We start from the raw sequence: 14924 nt of genomic DNA on the forward strand, positions 1-14924 counted from the left end.
CCAGGGGAGTGGCGATGCCCGCACGCAAGTCCGGTCACGGGCGCAAGCCGTCGGCCAGGCTCGTACTGGCGGCGGAGACGGCCCGGCTCAGGCAGCGGTCGGGCAGGTCGCTCGGGGATCTGGCGGCCGGCACGGCGTACGAGCCCGCGTACCTGAGGGAGCTGGAGAGCGGTGAACGGCTCGGCACGCCCGCGGTGTTCGCGGCCCTGGACGAGGCGTACGGCACGGGCGGCCACCTCGGCGAGCTGTGGAAGCTGGCCCGTGACGCGGTGTACCGCGAGCGGTTCAGGCGGTTCATGGATCTGGAGCGGCGGGCCACCGCCCGCGACGAGTACGCGGCGGCCACGGTGCCCGGCCTCTTCCAGACGGAGGAGTACGCACGCGAGCAGCTCCATACGGCTCGGCTCGGCAACGACCAGGAGGTGGAGGAGCAGGCCGCCGCGCGGCTGGGGCGGCAGGGACTGATCACCGGCGAGGCGGCGCCGCGCTTCCGGGCGGTGCTGGACGAGGCCGTGCTGCGTCGGCGCCTGCGCGACGCTGCGGCGTGGCGCAGGCAGCTGAAGCGTCTGCTGGAGATCGCGTCGCTGCCGCGGGTCACGCTCCAGGTGCTGCCGTTCGCGGCGGGTCTCCAGCATCTGCTGGGGAGTTCGCTGACGCTGCTGTGGATGCCGGACGGCCGGGCCGTCGCCTATACGGAGGGCTCCTGGTCGGGGGAGCTGGTCGAGGAGACCGAGGACGTGGACAGGCTCCGCGTCTCGTGCGACGTACTGAGGGACTCGTCGCTGACGCCCGCGCGGTCCGCGGACTTCATCGAGCAGCTGATGGAGGGAGACGAACCGTGACTCCGCGCACGACGCCACGGGCGACGGCCGCCGCCCGCCCCGTCTGGCACACGTCCAGCTACAGCAACGCGGAGGGCGGCAACTGCGTCGAGGTCGCCCGCGCGGACCGCGGTGCCGGTTCCGGTGCTGGAGCCGGTTCGGGTTCCGGTACCGCTACCGGCCCGGGTCCCCGGCCCGGAGCCGTCCCCGTGAGGGACGCCAAGTATCCGCACGGGCCCGCGCTGTTCTTCGGTCCGGTGGCGTGGTCGTCCTTCGTCGGCGCCCTCAAGGCGAGCCGGCGACCGGCCGGGCTCCCGTGACCTGAGGACGCCGCCCCGGGTGCCGATCCGGCGACCCTTCGGCGCCTTTCCGCAGCTCAGAGCTCATTTACGGGATTCTATGCACGGGGTGTATACCCCTGATGTATAGTCCCGGCCATGTCCATCAGCCACACGCTGCTCGGCCTCTTGGAAGAGTCGGGCCCCCGCCACGGCTACGACCTGAAGCGCGCCTTCGACGAACGCTTCGGGCACGACCGCCCCCTCCACTACGGGCAGGTCTACTCGACGATGTCCCGCCTGCTGAAGCACGGCCTCGTGGAGGTCGACGGCATCGAACCGGGCGGCGGACCCGAACGGAAGCGGTACGCCATCACGGACGCCGGCATCACCGACGTCGCCGAGTGGCTCTCCCGTCCCGAGAAGCCGGAGCCGTACTTGCAGAGCACCCTCTACACGAAGGTCGTGCTCGCTCTCCTCACCGGGCGCGACGCGGGCGAACAGCTCGACACGCAGCGCGCCGAGCACCTGCGCCTGATGCGGGAGCTCACGCGGCGCAAGCAGGGCGGGGATCTGGCGGACCAACTCATCTGCGACCACGCGCTCTTCCACCTCGAAGCCGATCTGCGGTGGCTGGAGCTGACGGCCGCGAGGCTCGACAAGCTGGCCACGGAGGTACGGAAATGACGTCCACGGCATCGACCGCTTCGGCGGCGTCCGGGCAGGCCGCGGCATCCGCGGCGGCCGCCGGCGCTCAAGAAGCCGGTGCGCCCTCTGAGTTCCTGCTCGCCGCGAGCGGGCTGCACAAGACCTACGGCTCGACCGCCGCGCTCGACGGCGCCGACTTCGCGATCCGCCCCGGCGAGATCGTGGCCGTCATGGGCCCCTCGGGGTCCGGCAAGTCGACGCTGCTGCACTGCCTCGCCGGGATCGTCCAGGCGGACGCCGGCACCGTCACGTACCGCGGTGAGGACGTGACCGCGATGAACGACGCGCGGCGCAGCGCCCTGCGCCGTGCCGACTTCGGCTTCGTCTTCCAATTCGGCCAGCTGGTCCCCGAGTTGACGTGCCTGGAGAACGCCGCGCTGCCGCTGCGCCTGTCCGGCATGGCCCGCAAGGAGGCCGAGTCGCGGGCCGCGGCGTGGCTGGAGCGGCTGGAGGTCGAGGACGTACGGCGTCAGCGCCCCGGCGAGGTCTCCGGCGGACAGGGCCAGCGGGTCGCGGTCGCCCGAGCGCTCGCGGCCGGACCGCGCGTGCTGTTCGCGGACGAGCCCACGGGCGCGCTCGACTCGCTCAACGGCGAGCGCGTGATGCAGCTGCTGACCGAGGCCGCCCGCGAGACCAGGGCGGCGGTCGTCCTCGTGACGCACGAGTCGCGGGTCGCGGCCTACTCGGACCGCGAGGTCGTCGTACGGGACGGCCGCGCGCGGAGCATGGTGGGCGCCCTGTGAGCGCCTCGGACACGCGCGTCGAGCAGCGCGCGGACGAGGACGACGAGCACACCGGGGAGGCCGGACCGGCGGGACCAGCCGGACCGGCCTGGCGGACAGGAGGAACCGGCGCCGCTGCGCGAAGGCGCGGCAGGGGCGCCGCCGGTCCCCGGGAATGGGCTCACGATCTCGCGCTGGGCGCCCGCTTCGCGACGAGCGGCGGGCGGCAGGGGTGGCTCCGCACGCTGCTGACGGCCGTCGGCGTCGCGCTCGGCGTGGCCGTGCTGCTGCTCGCGGCGGCGGTGCCGGAGATCGTCCGCAGCCAGGACACCCGCTCGGAGGCGCGCTCGGGCGCGTTCAGCACGCAGAGCGACAAGGTCAAGCGGAGCGAGTACTCGGTCCTCGGCAAGGACGCCAACAACCGCTGGCACGGCAACCAGTTGTACGGGCGCCTGCTCCAGGCCGAGGGGTCCAGCCCGGCCACTCCCCCCGGGCTGGACCGCATACCGGCTCCCGGAGAGCTCGCGGTGTCTCCCGCCCTGAAGAACGTGCTCGAATCCCCCCAGGGGGAGGAGCTGCGCAAGCGGCTCGACGGGAAGGTCACCGGCACCATCGGCGAGGACGGCCTGCTCGGCCCGTCCGAACTCGCCTTCTACAAGGGCGCGGACGACCTCTCGGTCTCGAACGGCGCCACCCGAGTCACCAAGTTCGGCAGTCCGCAGGACGAGGAGCCGATGGATCCGGTGCTGGTGCTGCTGGTCGTGGTGGCCTGTGCGGTGCTGGTGATGCCGGTCGCCATCTTCATCGCCACGGCCGTGCGCTTCGGCGGCGAACAGCGCGACACCAGACTCGCCGCCCTGCGCCTCGTCGGCGCCGACATCGCGAGCGCCCGCCGGATGGCGGCGGGGGAGACGCTGGTCGGGGCGCTGCTGGGACTGCTTCTCGGCGGCTGGTTCTTCCTGCTGGGAAGGGCGTTCATCGGCAAGGTCGAGCTGTTCCGCATCAGCCTCTTCCCCGAGGACGTCACACCTGGCTTCGCCCTGGGGCTGCTGATCGTCGCCGGTGTGCCGCTCACGGCCGTGGTGGTCACCATCTTCGCCCTGCGCGGAGTCGCGATCGAGCCGCTGGGGCTCGTACGCAAGAGCGAGCAGCGCAAGCGGCGCCTGTGGTGGCGGCTGCTGGCTCCCGCGGGCGGTGCGGCGCTGCTGCTCCCGCTGGCGGGATCGCTGGACGGCGGCGGCGGATCGGTCAAGGAGGTGCAGGTCGTCTCCGGAGTGGTGCTGCTGCTGAGCGGCATCGTGCTGCTGCTGCCGTGGGTCGTCGAGCGCATCGTCGGACGGCTGCGCGGCGGGCCGCTCGCCTGGCAGCTCGCGACGCGCAGGCTCCAGCTCAGCAGCGGCAACGCCTCCAGGGCGGTCAGCGGCATCACCGTCGCGGTGGCCGGGGCGATCGCGCTCCAGCTGCTCTTCTCCGTCGCGGAGAACTCCCAGGCGTCCGAGGGCTACACGAGCAGTTCCGACAAGAGCCATATCGACGTCTACGGGCCGGAGTCCACGCTCGCCGACGCCGAGGCCCTCGCCGGCCGGCTCAAGCGGACCGAGGGCGTCATGAAGGCGCAGGGCCATCTGGAGGCATGGCAGGAGGCCAAGGGCGTCGAGGACGGCGTGAACGTCGTGATCGGCAAGTGCGCGACGCTCCGCACCGCGGCCCACATCGGACGCTGCAACGACGGAGACGTCTTCATCGTGCCGCCCAAGAAGGGCGACGACCCCTCCATGCCGCAGCCGGAGAGCGGTGACCCGACACCCAAGCGGGGCATGTCCCTGATCCTCGACGGTGCCACCGCGAAGAACGCCAAGAAGAAGAACCTCTGGCGCGTGCCCGACTCCGCCCGTACGGTCCGGGCCGTCGGCTCACCCGAGGGCTATCCGTACGGCGGCATCATGCTCACGCCGTCGGTGCTGCCCCAGCATCGGCTGGAGAACCCGTCGTTCAGGGGCTGGGCCGTGACGGAGCGGAACACCGAGGCGCTGGAGAACCTCCGTACGACCGTCTTCCACGCCGACCCCTCCTTCACCCTGTGGGAGAACGCCGACCAGGAGACGGCCGAGCAGCTCGGCACCCTCAAGCGGGCGGTGATGGCGGCCGCCGTCGCGGTGCTGCTGCTGATCGGCGCCAGCATGACCGTCTCGATGCTGGAGCAACTGCGGGAGCGCAAGCGGCAGTTGTCGGTCCTGGTCGCCTTCGGCACCAAACGCTCGACGCTCGGCGCCTCGGTGCTGTGGCAGACGGCGGTGCCGGTCGTGCTCGGCATCGGACTCGCGGTCCTCTTCGGACTCGGCCTGGGCTGGGTGCTGTTGCGGATGCTCGGCGACGCGTCCGCGGACTGGCTCGTGTTCGTCCCGACCGCGGCCTCGGGCGCCGGCGTGATCGCGCTGGTGACCCTGGTCAGCCTGCCGTTCCTGTGGCGGATGATGCGGCCGGACGGCTTGCGTACGGAGTGACGCGCCGAGCGGCTCCGCGGGCGATCCGTGGGCCGCTCCCACCCGCACACGGTTCCGGCCAGGCCCCCATGCTGGCCGGAACCGTGTTTTCGCGCTAAAGTGCTATCACTTTGCTAGACGGTGGCGGGCACGGCGTCCGCCGCTCATCCGACACGTAGACGGGGGAACCCCTGATGTCAGAGCAGGACCCGGCGCCGCAGCCGCCCAACACGCCCAGCACGCCCAGCACTTCGCACGAGCCGGCCGCGGGGGCCGAGCAGCAGGACCTTCCCGAGATGCCCGACCCCGAGGTCCGCGAGGTCACCGCGCACAGCATCCCGGGCGGGCTCGCCCTGCTCCTCGGCCTGATCGGCTTCCTGCTGGGGGTGGGAGGCATAGTCCTCGGCGGCAGCATCGCGTCGGGCGGCTCCGGCGGGCCCGGCGCGACGCTGATCGTCGTCGGCGTCCTGGTGCTCATCGGCTCGGTCTTCGCGATGTGCGGCCTGAACATGGTGGCGCCGGGCGAGGCCCGCGTGGTCCAGCTCTTCGGGCGCTACACCGGCACGATCCGTACGGACGGCCTGCGCTGGGTCAACCCCCTCACGAGCCGCAGCAAGGTCTCGACGCGTGTGCGGAACCACGAGACCGCCGTGCTGAAGGTCAACGACGCCTACGGCAACCCGATCGAGCTGGCGGCGGTCGTCGTCTGGCAGGTCAAGGACACCGCGCAGGCGACCTTCGCGGTGGACGACTTCGTCGAGTTCGTCGCCACCCAGACCGAGGCGGCCGTGCGCCACATCGCCATCGAGTACCCCTACGACGCCCACGAAGAGGACGGCCTCTCGCTGCGCGGCAACGCCGAGGAGATCACCGAGAAGCTCGCCGCGGAGCTGACCGTGCGCGTGGAGGCGGCGGGAGTGAAGATCATCGAGTCCCGCTTCACGCACCTCGCGTACGCGCCGGAGATCGCCTCGGCCATGCTCCAGCGCCAGCAGGCCGGCGCCGTCGTCGCCGCCCGCAAGACGATCGTGGAGGGTGCGTGCGGCATGGTCGAGGACGCCATCACCCGTATCGCGGCGCAGGACTTCGTCGAGCTGGACGAGGAGCGCAGGGCCACGATGGTCAGCAATCTGCTGGTCGTGCTCTGCGGTGACCGCTCGCCTCAGCCGGTGATGAACACGGGGACGCTCTACCAGTGACCGACCCCCCTGAGCGCGACGGGTCCGCGGAGCCCGCACCGTCCGTGCCGCCTTCAGACGGCACGGACGACGGGCCCGCGGACGCCCCGCGCGCGCGGACCGGAGGCAGAGCCGGGCGGCAGCGCAAGCAGGTGCTGCTGCGGCTCGACCCCGCCATGTACGAGGCGATCGCCCGCTGGGCCGCCGACGAGCTGCGCTCGACCAACGCCCAGATCGACTATCTGCTGCGCAAGGCGCTGACGGAGGCGCGGCGGCTGCCCCGTAACGCCCGGCCCCATCCCCGCCGGGGCCGCCCTCCGCGCGAGGAGTGACCCGTACGCCCCGTAAGCCGGTGGGTTCGGTGCGCCCCGCGGTCGGCAGGCGCGGCGGTCCCGGACGGAGCAGCATGCCTCGCCGCTGTGCCCCGTCCACGCCGATACTCATTACGAGGGCCGGGTGTTCCGCCTGTCTCCGGAGCGGACGTGCCGTCCGGGTCGGGTGCGAAGCCGACGGGAAGGCACGGGATGGTGGCTGACGACCGCGACCGCTACTGGTTGAGCGAACTGCTGATGTCGGTGCAGGCGGCGCCGCCGGTGCAGTCGGTCGCCGTGCTGGCCCGGATCCTCCGGGAGCAGCTCTCCGCGCTGGACGTCGCCTTCCTGATCAACGACCTCGGCGGGAACGCCGTGGTCCGGCTGACCGGAGCGCCGGACGAGCGCGGCACGGAAGAGCCGGAGCGGCTGCCGCTCGCCGGCAGCGTCTACGAGAAGGTGATCGTCTCCCAGCAGCCGTGGGTCGGCAGCCCGGCCGACGCCCCGCAGGCGACGGCCGACGCCGAAGCCCCGGTCACGGAGGGACATACGAAGGTCATCGCCCCGGTGAGCGACCGCGGCGACCCCATCGGACTGCTCGAAGTGACGCTTCCGCGGCCTCCCAGCCACCGCACGCTGGAGCTTCTCGCCGAGGCGGCGCACGCCTTCGCCTATGTCGTGATCGTCAACAGGCGCTTCACCGACTTCTACGAGTGGGGCCGGCGCACGACTCCGCTCTCGCTCGCCTCCGAGATCCAGCACCGGCTGCTGCCCGACTCCTTCACCTGCGACGCGGGTCCGTACGTCGTCGCCGGGTCGCTGGAGCCCGCCGCGAACGTCGGGGGCGACACCTTCGACTACACCCTCAACAGCACGGGCCTGTTCATGTCCCTCACGGACGCGATGGGGCACGACGTGCGCGCCGCCCAGCTGGCGAGCGTGGTCGTCGGAGCCATGCGCAACGCGCGCCGCGCCGGCCTCGGCCTCGTCGAGCAGGCGGACGCCGCCAACATGGCCGTCGTCGAACACGCCGTTCAGGAACACCGGGTGGTGATGGACGAGTCCGCCCAGGTGCGGCGCGCGCTCGCCGAGCACGGGGCACCGGCCATGGTCACCGGCCAGCTGCTCACGGTGGACTTCGAAACGGGCGATACCGCCTTCATCAACGCCGGGCACGTGTGGCCGCTGCGGCTGCGCGAGGGGCGGGTGGAGGAGATCACCCCGGCCGTCGACCTTCCCTTCGGCATCTCCCCGGAGTCCACCTACCGCGTCCAGAACATCGATCTGCGCCCCGGCGACCGGCTCGTACTGATCACCGACGGCATGCTGGAGCCCGAGGGCGAACACGACCGGCTCCTCCGCCTCATCGAGCAGACGCGTGCCATGCATCCGCGCGAGGCCGTACGCGCCTTCACCCAGTCCGTGCTGGACCGGACGGATCACGATCCGCGGGACGACGCGACAGTGCTGTGCCTGGAGTGGTCGCGGCCCGCCTGGCCCGGCCGCGACAGCTGACGGGCACCCGCGCTCAACGCCCGCTCTACCGGAGGACGTTGCGCAGTGCGCACGTGATCGCGGCCCGCAACGCCTCAGGCGGGGACTGGGAGTTCATCTCCGCCACGGCAAGCACGTTCTCGGCCACGATGTGCAGCTGGATGCCGGAGCTGCGCGCGACTCCGCCGAGGATGCCCGCCGCCACCTGTGCCGTACACCCATGGGCGGCCATCAAGGCGCCCTGAGCTCGGCAGATCACCTCCTGGCAGGCGATGTCGTGACGCAGCCGAATGACGTCGTTCCCTAATTGGTCGGCACAGTTCACAACTGCCTCACTTCCGCGCACGGGAGAAACCGGATGGCCGGAAGCCGCGCTAGTTCGCTTAGACAATCACAGTGTGTGCCCCCACGGCCACACTGAGGCTCCACGATTTGACTTCCTAGGCACCACCTCACTCACGAACGGCGTGAAAAGTACCGTCTGTTGAGGTTCGTCCCCGTCGCGACCGGGCAACCGGAACCGCCGGAGCCCCGAATTCGGCCTGTGCGCACGGGAGTACGGGCCGCGGGGCACGGAGACGCGGCGTACCGCGGAGGCTACGGTGACCGCGTGAGCAACGTAGAGACCCGCCCCGTCGAGCAGACGGTCTGCGACGGCCCGCCCGCCGGCGAGGGCGAGCCCGACATAGAGCTGCTTCAGCCGCGCGAGGTCCCGCTCGGGGGTCCGCGGGCGATGCTCGTCCGCCGCAGCCTGCCCAATCGCGACCGGCGCATGGTCGGTGCCTGGTGCTTCGCCGACTCGTACGGGCCGACCCGTATCACCGGCGAGGCCGGCATGCAGGTGCCTCCGCATCCGCACACCGGCCTCCAGACCGTGAGCTGGCTGCTCGACGGCGAGGTGCTGCACCAGGACAGCCTCGGCAGCAGGCGGACCGTACGGCCCGGTGAGCTGAATCTGATGACCGCCGGAGCCGGAATCGCCCACTCCGAGGAGTCCCCGCCGGACCACTCCGACACCCTTCACGGGGTGCAGCTGTGGGTCGCCCAGCCCGAGGAGCATCGCAACGGCCCCGCCCACTTCGACCACTACGGCGATCTGCCCGCGTTCACCGAGCCGGGCGGGACCGTCACCGTCATCATGGGCGAGCTCGCCGGCGCCGCCTCGCCGGCCCGTGCCTATACGCCCCTGGTGGGCGCCGACGTCGCACTCGACGGGGGCGGCACCGGTGGGGACGGGCGGCTGCGGCTGCCGGTGCAGCCCGACTTCGAGCACGCCGTGCTGGCGCTCTCGGAACCCGTCACGGCCGACGGCCGCACGGTCGCTCCCGGCAGCATGCTCTACCTGGGCCGGGGCCGCCGCGAGGTGGTACTGGCCGCGGAGAAGCCCGCCAGGGCGCTGCTGCTCGGCGGCGTCCCCTTCGAGGAACACCTCGTGATGTGGTGGAACTTCGTGGCCCGTACGCACGAGGAGATCGTCGAGGCCCGCACCGCGTGGGAGGCCGAGCGCGAACTCGCGGACGGCGGCGCCCGCTTCGGGGCGGTGCGCGGATACGCGGGCCCGGCCCTTCCCGCGCCGGCTCTTCCCAACGCCCAGCTCCGCGCCAGGCCCCGCTACCGGGCGCCCGGCACGCGCCGCGACGGGTGAGACCGGCTCCGGCCGCACCCGTATGACCGTCAGAAGTCCACCCGCGCCAGGCTCCCGTCTACTTCACGTCGTTGAGCTCCTCGAACTTCACGAGCCCCGTGTCCTCCAGGACCGTGATGTGGTCGAGGACGATGGCGTTGGCCCGGGTGGCCAGCGACCGCACCATCGAGTTGCGGGTCTGGTCGCGTACGAGGCCGACGAGGCCGAAGACGACGCCGTGCTGCTTGCGCAGGTGCGCGACGAGGATCTTGTCGAAGTCCTTGCCTTTGGCCCTGTCCATGTCGCCCAGGTACTCCTGCTGGGAGCCCGTCGGCTGGGTCGGCAGCGAGACCCCCATCGCGCGCCCGGCCGCGACGGAGCGCCTGTCCAACTCCGTGTGCCCGTCGACGAGATGGTCACCCGCGATCCGTACGGACTTCGTCGTGCCCCGCTCCTGGGCGGAGCGTCCGGCGGGCAGTTCCCACAGGCCGGCCGAGCGGACCTTCCGGATGAAGTCGCGGTCCATCGGGGTCAGCGGACCGTACTCCGTCTTCCAGGTGCCCTTGCCGTCGTCCTGCCATCCGGCTCGGGCGAGCGCCGTGGACCGGTTGCCCTCGAACCACGTCGTGGGTATCAGTAGCGCAGCGAGCGTTCCTATGAGAGCGAGCACGACCAGCACTGTGCCGATCGCCCGCCCGGACATCATGGCGGACCGCATCCGCCCCCCTCTCCACACCTCTTCGCAGTGCGTAGGACGTTAATAAGGTGTGTGAGGATGCGGTAGAGCTTCGTCCCGACACGACAAGAACCGGTTCCACAGGGTCGAAGGCTGCTACGTCGGGCGGGAGCGGCACGCCCGCCCGGACGGCCGCCGGCAGGGAGTGCACAGCGATGGCGATCGACGATCTGAAGTCGGCGCTTCCCGGCTACGCCGAGGATCTCAGGCTCAACCTCGCCTCGGTCACGGGCGGTTCGCGGCTGTCGCGGCAGCAGCTGTGGGGCACCCTGCTGGTCTGCGCGATCGCCTCGCGCTCCGGCATCGTGCTGCGTGCGCTGGAGCCGGAGGCGAGGGAGAACCTGAGCCACGTGGCGTACGAGGCGGCCAAGTCGGCCGCATCGGTCATGGCGATGAACAACGTCTTCCACCGCACCCGGCATCTGCTCTCCGACCCCGGCTACCGCACCCTGCGCGCCGGCCTGAGGACGAACGTGCTCCGCGACCCGGGCGTCGAGAGGGCGGACTACGAGCTGTGGTCGCTCGCCGTCTCCGCGCTGAACGGCTGCGGCGAGTGCCTCGACTCGCACGAACAGGCCCTGCGCGGGGCGGGCTTCGAGCGCGAGACGGTGCAGGAGGCGTTCAGGATCGCCGCCGTCGTGCAGGCGGTCGGCACGACGCTGGAGGCGGAGGCGGAGCTTCGGACGCACCGAGGCCGGCCCTCCTGAGGAGAACCGGCCTCGTCACTCCGGGCTCGTCACTCCGGGCTCACAACACGGCCTGGTCACACGGGTCTTGGAGCGGTCTTGGAACGCGGCCGCGGCCGCAGCCTCGGCCACGGGTCAGGACACCGGCAGCTCGAACCACACCACCTTGCCCGTCGACAGCCGCGTCGCACCCCAGCGCCGGGCCAGCCGGTTGACGAGATAGAGCCCGCGGCCGCCCTCGTCCGTCGCCCGCGCCTGCCGCAGCCGCGGCAGCTGCGGAACGTCGTCGCCGACCTCGCAGCGCAGCGTGTCCGTACGCAACAGCCGGAGCGTGATGGGACGTTCGGCATACCGCACCGCATTGGTGACGACCTCGCTCACCAGCAGCTCGACCGCGTCGGACAGCTCCTCCAGGTCCCAGCGCGCCAGCGCGCGCCGCGCCAGCCTGCGGGCCTGACCCGCCGTCTGGGCGCGCGGGTCGAGGAACCAGTACGCGACGTCGCTCGGCGCGATCCCGTCGAACCGGGCGGCGAGCAGCGCGATGTCGTCGTCGCGGTCGCCCGGGCCCAGGATGTCGAGCACCTCGTCGCAGAGGGGTTCAAGCGGAGCCGAGGCGTCGGGACGCGTCAGCCGCGCCGTCGCCGTCAGCTTCTCCCGCAGATGCTCGATGCCCGTCCACACGTCACGCTGGCGCGACTCGACCAGCCCGTCGGTGTAGAGCAGCAGCGTGGCGCCCGCGGGTGCGTCCAGCTCCACCGCCTCGAAGTCGACACCGCCGACGCCGATCGGAGCGCCGGCTGGTATCCGCAGCACCTCCGCGCGGCCGTCGCGGTGCAGCAGTACGGGCGGCGGATGGCCGGCGTTGGCGATGATGATGCGGTGCGCGACCGGGTCGTAGACCGCGTACAGACACGTCGCCATGCGGTCGCTGCCCAGGCGCTGCGCCTGCTCGTCGAGGTGGTGCAGCACCTCCTGCGGCGGCAGGTCGAGACCGGCCAGGGTCTGCGCCGTCGTACGGAGCTGACCCATGATCGCCGCCGACGTCATGGAGTGGCCCATGACGTCGCCCACGACGAGGGCGACCCTGCTGCCGGGCAGCGGGATCGCGTCGTACCAGTCGCCGCCGACGCGCGCCGTCTCGGCCGCCGGAAGATACCGGCTGGCGAGATGGCAGCCGGTCGGCTGCGGCAACTCGTCGGGGAGCATGGTGCGCTGGAGCTCGTCCGCGATGTACGCCTCGCGCCCGTACAGCACCGCCTTGTCCACGCCCAGCGCGGTGTGCGTGGCGAGCTGAGCGGCGATCAGCAGATCGTCGGGCTCGAACGGAGCGCGCTCCGGGCCGCGCAGGAAGACCGCGGCGCCGATGACTCTTCGGCGTCCACGCAGCGGAGCGAGTATGGCGCGCTGGCCGGAGGGCACGTCGGGCCCGCTGCCGAGCAGTTCGGGAAGCGCGTCGCGGGCGGCGGGCGCGTCGGCGAAGACCGGACGCACGCCGCGCAGCACCTCGGCCAGCGGACCGCCGGAGAGCACCTCGACGTACTCGGTCGCGCCCGCGGTGCCGTCCGAGACGGCGGAGAGCGACGGGCCGGCGGCCGCGCCTCCCGGACCGCCCGCGGCGTCTCCGTCCGGCGGCGTCCTGCCGTCGGCAGCGGAGGCGGCGGCCACCATGGCGTGCGGGTCGTCGGGGATGCGGTCGCTGCGCCGCAGCCGCAGCACGACCGGGCCCGTCGGGCGCTCGTCGCCCACGGGCAGCGGGTCGCGCAGATAGACGAGGATCGCGTCGGAGTACGCGGGCACGCTCGCCCGGCAGAGCCCGAGCACGGTCTCGTCCAGGTCCATGCCGCGTGCGATGCGGCGGGTGGCGGCGCCGACGAAGCGCAGCCGGTCGCCTCCGCGCCGCTCCCGCTCGGCGGCGTCGCCGTTCCCCGCCTTGTCGCGCGTCGCGGCGGGGTCGGCAGCCGGGGCCGGCGGGGCGGCTGGAGGCACGTCGGCGGCTGTCACGTCGCCTGTAGTCGGATGAGACACGGCACCGCTCTCCGCGGTAGGGGGTTGGGACGGGGCACGGGAGGGCCGCTTGGGCGTCGATCCCGGCCCGCCGTGGGACGGTTCGGGGACGGCCCGGCCTGCGCCGCCCCTCCCGCCGGAGCCCCGTGAGGCCTCGGCGGTTTCCTGCTGTGCCGCACGCCCCGCTCCGGGCCGGGGCCGCGAGGCGGGGCGCACGCGCTCCACCTCGTCGCCACCGGCGCACGCGGGGGGTGCGCTGTCATGAGACGTACGCGAAGCGCCTGCCGCGCCCGCAGCACCGGGGCCCGCCGACGTGGACGGGCCCGCGGCACCGGACGGGCCCGCGGCGTTCTCGCGCGGGTCGTGCGCACCGGCCCGCGCCGCGGGTGCCCGCTCCGCCGCCCTGCCCGCGGTTCCGCCCGGCCTGCGTCCCGTCGGGAGCGGCTCGGACGGCACACCGAAGTCCGGGGCCGCCCCGGGCCGCAGGCCGGGGGAGACCGCCGAGGACGCTCCCGCCGCGGGTGTGCCCGCGGGCGGGGGCGACGGCACCGCTGTGCTGGTCGCAGGCTCTTGGTGCTCCGTCACGCGTTCGGTTTCCATCCATCCGGGGCCGCGCGTCTCGGGCGCGCAGCGCTCACTGCCCTCCGCCCCCTACGGCCGCCGTCGGCACTGAAGGAAGATCTGGATCTCGGGCGGCACGTCCGTACTGGCCGGAGCGTAGGCATAGGCGTCCTCCCCGGCGATCTCGAAACCGCCGTCGCGCACGACCTGGCGCAATTCGTCCCGCAGATAGCCGGATACCCGGATCGTGTTGCCCAGGAACGGCAATGAGAAGTCATCGACATCCGCTTCCACCATCGACATGGCCATCGGTGCGCCTTCCCGCAGTTGCTGGTGCATCATGCGCAGCGCGTAGGGAATTTCGGCCCGAGGCAGCATCAGGAGCGAGAAGAAAGCGGCGATACCGTCGAACGGCCCGAGGTCGTACCGCTCCACCTCATAGATGTCCATACGGCGGAATTCGCCGTCCGGCACGTTCCTCCGGGCGAGTTCCAGTATGCCGGGGGAGAGGTCGATGCCGGTGACCTGGTGGCCGGCCTCGACGAGCTGACGCGCCGTCGGCAGTCCCGTACCGCAGCCCAGATCCAGGATGTGGGAGCCGGCGGGCAGTTGCTCGGCGAGCCAGGCCCCGGCGGCGATCTGGCCCTCCTTGTGAGGGAACGCCTCGTCGTAGCGGTCGCCGATCGCGTCGAAAGCGGCGGCCTGCCCCGACCGGTCCATCGAGTCCCAGTCGAAGCCCCTGTAGGCGCGCGCGGGCGACTTCGGGGAACCGTCGTCTCCGGTCTCCGAGTCCGGGGTTCCCTCGTCGTCGGCCGGACCCGCGGAGGCCCGGCCCCCGGCCCGGCCGGAAGCGTCCCCGTCGGCCCGGCCCGGGGTGCCCTCACCCTGGCCCTTCGGCCTGGGGGTGCCCCCGAGGGTTCCGTCCGTGCCGCTCACGCTTGATCTCCTCTCTGGCCACGCGCCAAATCCCCGAGAGGGGAGGGGAGTTGTTGCAGCAGTGCGCCTACGGAGGTTGATCCTACGTTTGCAGTATGGGGGCGCAGCAAGGGGGAACGAGAGGTCGAAGCGGTCGCGTGTCGCCCGACAGGACGGGCACATCCGCGCAAGTACGGAACAAGCCTCCCTCCGCGGGCCCCGCGGGGGGATTTTTCGGGCCGGACCGTCTTCCACACAGCGCCCGGAGTCCGGCTGCCGGGCACAACAGGCCGAGTGCGCACCGGATTCCGGACGCGCGCCGGCCTGGGACCGGGCAGCCCGGGCACGTTCACGGGCGCCGCCCGTCGCCGCTCCGGTGGCCCGCCGGGGCTCCTTCGGCCCC

The 14924-nt window shown here is 72.3% G+C and carries 14 protein-coding genes; 10 read left to right on the forward strand and 4 right to left on the reverse strand.

Going from position 1 to position 14924, the window contains the following annotated elements; genetic code table 11:
* Positions 1–14 precede the first annotated feature (14 nt).
* The 8 genes from QQM67_RS02625 (at position 15) to QQM67_RS02660 (ending at position 8016) form a co-directional block, all read left to right on the forward strand.
* On the forward strand, positions 15–842 hold the full coding sequence (locus QQM67_RS02625) for a helix-turn-helix domain-containing protein (protein ID WP_314171867.1): 828 nt from the start codon (positions 15–17) through the stop codon (positions 840–842).
* Positions 839–1141 carry a DUF397 domain-containing protein gene (locus QQM67_RS02630; RefSeq protein ID WP_314171868.1) on the forward strand — a complete coding sequence of 101 codons (303 nt, stop codon included), beginning with the start codon at positions 839–841 and terminating at the stop codon, positions 1139–1141. The genes QQM67_RS02625 and QQM67_RS02630 overlap by 4 nt, the downstream gene beginning before the upstream one ends.
* A 117-nt stretch (positions 1142–1258) precedes the next feature.
* On the forward strand, positions 1259–1786 hold the full coding sequence (locus tag QQM67_RS02635; protein WP_314171869.1) for a PadR family transcriptional regulator: 528 nt from the start codon (positions 1259–1261) through the stop codon (positions 1784–1786).
* Entirely contained in the window at positions 1783–2550 is a 768-nt protein-coding gene (locus QQM67_RS02640) for an ABC transporter ATP-binding protein (RefSeq protein ID WP_314171870.1), read from the forward strand. The genes QQM67_RS02635 and QQM67_RS02640 overlap by 4 nt, the downstream gene beginning before the upstream one ends.
* The gene (locus tag QQM67_RS02645) at positions 2547–5033 is read left to right on the forward strand and encodes an ABC transporter permease (RefSeq protein WP_314171871.1); all 2487 of its coding nucleotides are present in this window, start codon (positions 2547–2549) and stop codon (positions 5031–5033) included. Before QQM67_RS02640 ends, QQM67_RS02645 begins: the two co-directional genes overlap by 4 nt.
* Before the next feature lie 275 nt (positions 5034–5308).
* The gene (locus QQM67_RS02650; protein ID WP_314172225.1) at positions 5309–6211 is read left to right on the forward strand and encodes an SPFH domain-containing protein; all 903 of its coding nucleotides are present in this window, start codon (positions 5309–5311) and stop codon (positions 6209–6211) included.
* Positions 6212–6255: 44 nt separating this feature from the next.
* Entirely contained in the window at positions 6256–6522 is a 267-nt protein-coding gene (locus QQM67_RS02655) for a hypothetical protein (RefSeq protein ID WP_314172226.1), read from the forward strand.
* Between the two features lie 192 nt (positions 6523–6714).
* Positions 6715–8016 (forward strand): PP2C family protein-serine/threonine phosphatase, encoded by a 1302-nt coding sequence (locus QQM67_RS02660; RefSeq protein ID WP_314171872.1) that lies wholly within the window; start codon positions 6715–6717, stop codon positions 8014–8016.
* Between the two features lie 25 nt (positions 8017–8041).
* On the opposite strand, the gene QQM67_RS02665 is transcribed toward QQM67_RS02660, so the two are convergent.
* Complete coding sequence (locus QQM67_RS02665) at positions 8042–8341, reverse strand: ANTAR domain-containing protein (protein ID WP_314171873.1); 300 nt, start codon at positions 8339–8341, stop codon at positions 8042–8044.
* A 264-nt stretch (positions 8342–8605) separates the two neighbouring features.
* Between QQM67_RS02665 and QQM67_RS02670 the strand changes: the two genes are divergently transcribed.
* Entirely contained in the window at positions 8606–9640 is a 1035-nt protein-coding gene (locus tag QQM67_RS02670) for a pirin family protein (RefSeq protein WP_399064960.1), read from the forward strand.
* A gap of 58 nt (positions 9641–9698) precedes the next feature.
* Here the strand turns inward: QQM67_RS02670 and QQM67_RS02675 are convergent, their stop codons facing one another.
* Positions 9699–10337 carry a DUF4142 domain-containing protein gene (locus QQM67_RS02675; protein ID WP_314171874.1) on the reverse strand — a complete coding sequence of 213 codons (639 nt, stop codon included), beginning with the start codon at positions 10335–10337 and terminating at the stop codon, positions 9699–9701.
* Between the two features lie 173 nt (positions 10338–10510).
* Between QQM67_RS02675 and QQM67_RS02680 the strand changes: the two genes are divergently transcribed.
* On the forward strand, positions 10511–11062 hold the full coding sequence (locus tag QQM67_RS02680) for a carboxymuconolactone decarboxylase family protein (RefSeq protein WP_314171875.1): 552 nt from the start codon (positions 10511–10513) through the stop codon (positions 11060–11062).
* Between the two features lie 114 nt (positions 11063–11176).
* Here QQM67_RS02680 and QQM67_RS02685 read toward each other — a convergent pair whose 3' ends face one another.
* Together QQM67_RS02685 and QQM67_RS02690 are read right to left on the reverse strand one after the other, a co-directional pair.
* Positions 11177–13645, reverse strand: coding sequence for a SpoIIE family protein phosphatase (locus QQM67_RS02685; RefSeq protein ID WP_314171876.1), 2469 nt, complete (start codon positions 13643–13645; stop codon positions 11177–11179).
* A gap of 51 nt (positions 13646–13696) precedes the next feature.
* The gene (locus QQM67_RS02690; protein ID WP_314172228.1) at positions 13697–14326 is read right to left on the reverse strand and encodes a class I SAM-dependent DNA methyltransferase; all 630 of its coding nucleotides are present in this window, start codon (positions 14324–14326) and stop codon (positions 13697–13699) included.
* Positions 14327–14924 lie beyond the last annotated feature (598 nt).

The sequence above is a fragment of the Streptomyces winkii genome (assembly GCF_032248595.1).
Taxonomy (GTDB): Bacteria; Actinomycetota; Actinomycetes; order Streptomycetales; family Streptomycetaceae; genus Streptomyces; species Streptomyces winkii.